Annotated in this window: 3 protein-coding genes; 1 reads left to right on the top strand and 2 read right to left on the bottom strand. The window is 72.1% G+C overall.

Translation table 11 applies throughout. The annotated features are described in order from the left end of the window. Positions 1 to 79 precede the first annotated feature (79 nt). Together D8Y23_RS16175 and D8Y23_RS16170 are read right to left on the bottom strand one after the other, a co-directional pair. Complete coding sequence (locus D8Y23_RS16175; protein ID WP_128219061.1) at positions 80 to 1,738, bottom strand: phospho-sugar mutase; 1,659 nt, start codon at positions 1,736 to 1,738, stop codon at positions 80 to 82. Further along, positions 1,735 to 2,568, bottom strand: a complete 834-nt coding sequence (locus D8Y23_RS16170; RefSeq protein ID WP_128219060.1) for a purine-nucleoside phosphorylase — start codon at positions 2,566 to 2,568, stop codon at positions 1,735 to 1,737. Before D8Y23_RS16170 ends, D8Y23_RS16175 begins: the two co-directional genes overlap by 4 nt. Positions 2,569 to 2,635: 67 nt before the next feature. On the opposite strand from D8Y23_RS16170, the gene D8Y23_RS16165 reads away from it, so the two are divergent. Next, positions 2,636 to 4,096: an NAD(P)H-quinone dehydrogenase gene (locus D8Y23_RS16165; protein WP_205797353.1), complete on the top strand. Its 1,461-nt coding sequence runs from the start codon at positions 2,636 to 2,638 to the stop codon at positions 4,094 to 4,096. The last annotated feature ends 154 nt before the right edge of the window (positions 4,097 to 4,250 follow it).

The following is a 4,250-nucleotide window of genomic DNA, read 5'->3' as shown; positions in this document are numbered from 1 at the left end:
CGCCCCGGGGCCACCTGCGAGCATCGCTACGCAACGCCGTGCGAGCACCGTTCCCGGCACGCCCCCGGCGAACCCGACGTCAGCGCAGCGCCGCGAGCAGCTCCTCCGCGCCGGCGCGCAGGGCGGCCAGGCGGCGCGCGGCCTTCTTCGCCGACGAGCCGCGCACGTCGAGGTACAGCTTCAGCTTCGGCTCGGTGCCGCTGGGCCGCACGATGAGGCGCGAGCCGTCCTCGAGCCAGATGCGCAGCACGTCGCCCGGGGGCAGGCCGTCGACGCCGAGCAGCAGGTCGTCGACCTTCGACACGGCGATCTCGCCGACGGCGGACGGCGGCTGAGCGCGGAGGGATGCCATGATCTCGCCGATCTCGCTCAGATCGGTGACGCGCACCGAGATCTGGTCGCTGACGAACGCCCCGAACGTCTCGCGGAACTCCTGCAGCAGGTCGGCGACGGTGCGGCCCTCGGCTCGGGACGCGGCGGCGAGTCCGAGGAACGCCACGGCGGCGGAGATGCCGTCCTTGTCGCGCACGGTGTCGGGGTTCACGAGGTAGCCGAGGGCCTCCTCGAAACCGAAGACGATCCCCGGCGCGCGCGAGATCCACTTGAAGCCCGTGAGGGTCGCGTGGAAGTCCAGGCCGTAGTGCTCGGCCACGGCCTGCAGTCCGGGCGAGGACACCAGCGAGCACGCGAGCGAGCCACCGGATGCCAGGCGCGCGGCGCGCCAGCCCAGCAACAGGCCGATCTCGTTGCCGGTCAGTCGACGCCAGCCGCCCTCGGCCTCGGCATCCGGGATCGCGACCGCGAGGCGGTCGGCATCCGGATCGTTCGCGATGACGAACTCGGCGTCGACGGAGCGGGCCGTCTCGAACGCGAGATCCATCGCGCCGGGCTCTTCGGGGTTGGGGAAGGCCACGGTGGGGAAGCGCCCGTCGGGATGGATCTGCGCCTCCACGACCACGGGCGCGGGGTAGCCGGCCGCGGCGAGCACGCGCGCCACCGTCTCCCACCCGACGCCGTGCATCGCGGTGTAGACCCACCGCAGCCCCTCGGCACCGGCCGGGGCGGGGGCGACGGCGGCGGTGGCGGCGACGTAGGCCTCCACGAGCGATTCGGGCGCGTTCTCGTACCCGACCGAGCGGGGGAGGACCGTGACGTCGCCGTCGTCGGCCACGCGTTGGATGTGCGCGGCGATCTCCGCGTCGGCGGGCGACACGATCTGGGCGCCGTCGTCGGCGCCGCCGAGGTAGACCTTGTAGCCGTTGTCATCGGGCGGGTTGTGGCTCGCGGTGACCATGACGCCCGCGTCGGCGCCGAGGTGCCGCACCGCGAAGGCGAGCACGGGCGTGGGCAGCATCCGCGGCAGCAGGATGGCGCGCAGCCCCGCGCCGGCGAAGATCTCGACCGAGTCGCGCGCGAAGACGTCCGAGTTGCGGCGGCCGTCGTACCCGACGACCACCGTGGGCGCCCCCTCGGGCTGCTTCTCGCGCAAGTACGCCGCGAAGCCCGCCGCGGCCTGCGCGACGAGCACCCGGTTCATGCGGTTGGACCCCGCGCCGAGCGTGCCGCGAAGCCCGGCCGTGCCGAAGGCGAGACGGGTGGCGAAGCGATCCTCGAGGTCGGCGGACGCCTCGGCATCCCCCTCCTCGACGCGCGCGAGCAGAGAGGTGAGTTCGTCGCGGGTCGTCGCATCCGGATCCTGGGCGAGCCAGGCGCGGGCCGCGTCGACGAACGCGCTCACAGCTCGCCGATCACGCGGGCCAGCAGCGCGGAGATCACCGGCTCGGCCTCGCGGCCGGCCTCGAGCACCTCGGCGTGGCTGAGCGGCGTCTTCTGGATGCCGGCGGCCAGGTTGGTGATGAGGGAGAAGCCGAGGATCTCCATGCCGGCCTGCCGGGCGGCGATCGCCTCGAGCGCGGTGGACATGCCGACGATGTGCCCACCGATGGTCTTGGCCATCTGCACTTCCGCGGGGGTCTCGTAGTGCGGACCGCGGAACTGCGTGTAGACGCCCTCGTCGAGGGTCGGGTCGATCGACCGCGCGAGGTCGCGCAGGCGCTGCGAGTACAGGTCGGTGAGGTCGATGAACGTCGCGCCCTCGAGCGGCGAGTCGGCGGTCAGGTTGATGTGGTCGCTGATGAGCACGGGCTGGCCGGGCTTCCACGTCTCGCGGATACCGCCCGCGCCGTTGGTGAGGATCATCGTCGTCGCACCGGTGGCCGCGGCGGTGCGGACGCTGTGCACGACCCGGCGCACGCCGTGGCCTTCGTAGTAGTGGGTGCGGGCGCCGATCACGAGGACGTTCTTGCCCCCGGGGGTGCGGACGCTGCGGAGGGTCCCGACGTGCCCCTCGAGGGCGGGCTTCGAGAAGCCGGTGACCTCGGTGGCGGGGAAGGAAGCCGTCTCCTCGCCGATGAGCTCGGCGGCGCGGCCCCAGCCGCTGCCGAGGGTGACCGCGATGTCGTGACGCTCGACACCGGAGAGGCGCGCGATGTCGGAGGCTGCCGCTGCGGCGATCTCGAACGGGTCGGCCGCCGGGTCGTCGAGCGGGTGAGAGTTGCTGTGTGCCATGGACCCACTCTAGAAAGCCGCGGCATCCGGGGCCAGGCGGACGGGCCGCGCGTCGCACTAGGGAAGAATGGATGCCATGGTGCAGAGCTTCGAGCGCAAGCAGTCCGTCGCGATCGTCGGCGGTGGCCCCGGCGGCTACGAAGCGGCCCTCTCGGCCGCCCAGCTGGGCGCCGACGTGACGCTTGTCGAGCGCGCGGGCGTGGGCGGCTCGGCCGTCATCACCGACGTCGTCCCCTCCAAGACGCTCATCGCGACCGCCGACGCGGCCGTGGCGATCCGCAACGCGAGCGAACTGGGCGTGCAGCTGTTCGCGAAGGACGACCGCGGCAAGCCGCTCACCCCCGAGGTGGCCATCAACCTCGCGGCCGTCAATCAGCGGCTGCTCTCGCTCGCCCGGCAGCAGTCCGACGACATGCGCTCATCGCTGCTCGACGCGGGCGTGCGGATCATCTCGGGCCACGGCCGCCTCGACGGCTCCGGCGCTGTGGTCGTGTCGACCGAGGCGGGCGGCACCGATTTCGACCGCGTCGAGGCCGAGACCCTCGTCGTGTCCGTCGGCGCGTCGCCGCGCGAGCTCCCGTCCGCTCGCCCCGATGGCGAACGCATCCTCACGTGGACGCAGCTGTACACGATGAAGTCGGTGCCGCAGCACCTCATCGTCGTCGGGTCCGGTGTGACCGGCGCCGAGTTCGCCTCGGCGTACATGAACTTGGGGGCGAAAGTGACGCTCGTCTCGAGCCGCGACCAGGTGCTCCCGGGAGAGGACCAGGATGCCGCGGCCGTCCTCGAGCGCGTCTTCCAGCGCGGCGGCATGACACTGCTCGCGAAGGCCCGCGCGGAGTCGGTCGTCAACACCGGCGACGGCGTGACCGTGACCCTCGCCGACGGCCGCACGATCGAGGGCAGCCACTGCCTCATGGCCGTGGGCTCCATTCCCAACACCGCCGGGATCGGTCTGGAGCAGGCCGGCGTGCAGATGACGCCGTCGGGCCACATCCGCGTAAACCGCGTCGCCCGTACCTCGGTGCCGAACATCTACGCCGCGGGCGACTGCACGAACTTCGTGCCCCTGGCATCGGTGGCATCCATGCAGGGTCGTCAGGCCGTGTTCCACGCGCTCGGCGACATCGTCATCCCGCTGGAGACCCGCCGCATCACCGCGAACATCTTCACCGCTCCCGAGATCGCCACGGTCGGCTTCAGCGAGCAGGACGTCGTGGACGGCCGCTTCAAGGGCGTGGTGAAGAAGCTGCCGCTGTCGGCCAACCCCCGCGCGAAGATGCAGGGCATCACCGACGGCTTCGTGAAGATCATCGCGCGGCAGGGGAGCGGGACCGTCATGGGTGGCGTGATCGTCGCCCCTCGCGCGTCCGAACTCATCTACCCGATCGCGATCGCGGTGGAGCGGCGTCTGACGGTCGATCAGGTCGCCCGCGTCTTCGCGGTCTACCCCTCGCTGACCTCGAGCATCACCGACGCCGCGCGCGCGATGCACATCGTGGACCGCGACGACCCCGGCGAGGACTGAGCGATACGGATGCCGGTGCTCCCGGCATCCATCCCCTTCCCCACCGGGAGCGGGGCGCCGCATCGTGCTGACGCGTGCGGCAGGCGTCGGGGCGACCCGTACGCACCGGTACGCGGGAACTCGGCAGGTGGCCCCGGGGCCACTTCTGTCGCCC

Origin of the sequence: Microbacterium enclense, assembly GCF_004022425.1 — a bacterium.
In the GTDB taxonomy this organism is placed as follows: domain Bacteria; phylum Actinomycetota; class Actinomycetes; order Actinomycetales; family Microbacteriaceae; genus Microbacterium; species Microbacterium enclense_A.
This window is presented reverse-complemented; position numbering and strand designations above follow the sequence as displayed.

Bases quoted from the DNA above. Each gene is read 5' to 3' on its own strand.
- D8Y23_RS16170 (WP_128219060.1), bottom strand. From the start codon at position 2,568: ATGGCACACAGCAACTCTCACCCGCTCGACGACCCGGCGGCCGACCCG.
- D8Y23_RS16165 (WP_205797353.1), top strand. From the start codon at position 2,636: ATGGATGCCATGGTGCAGAGCTTCGAGCGCAAGCAGTCCGTCGCGATC.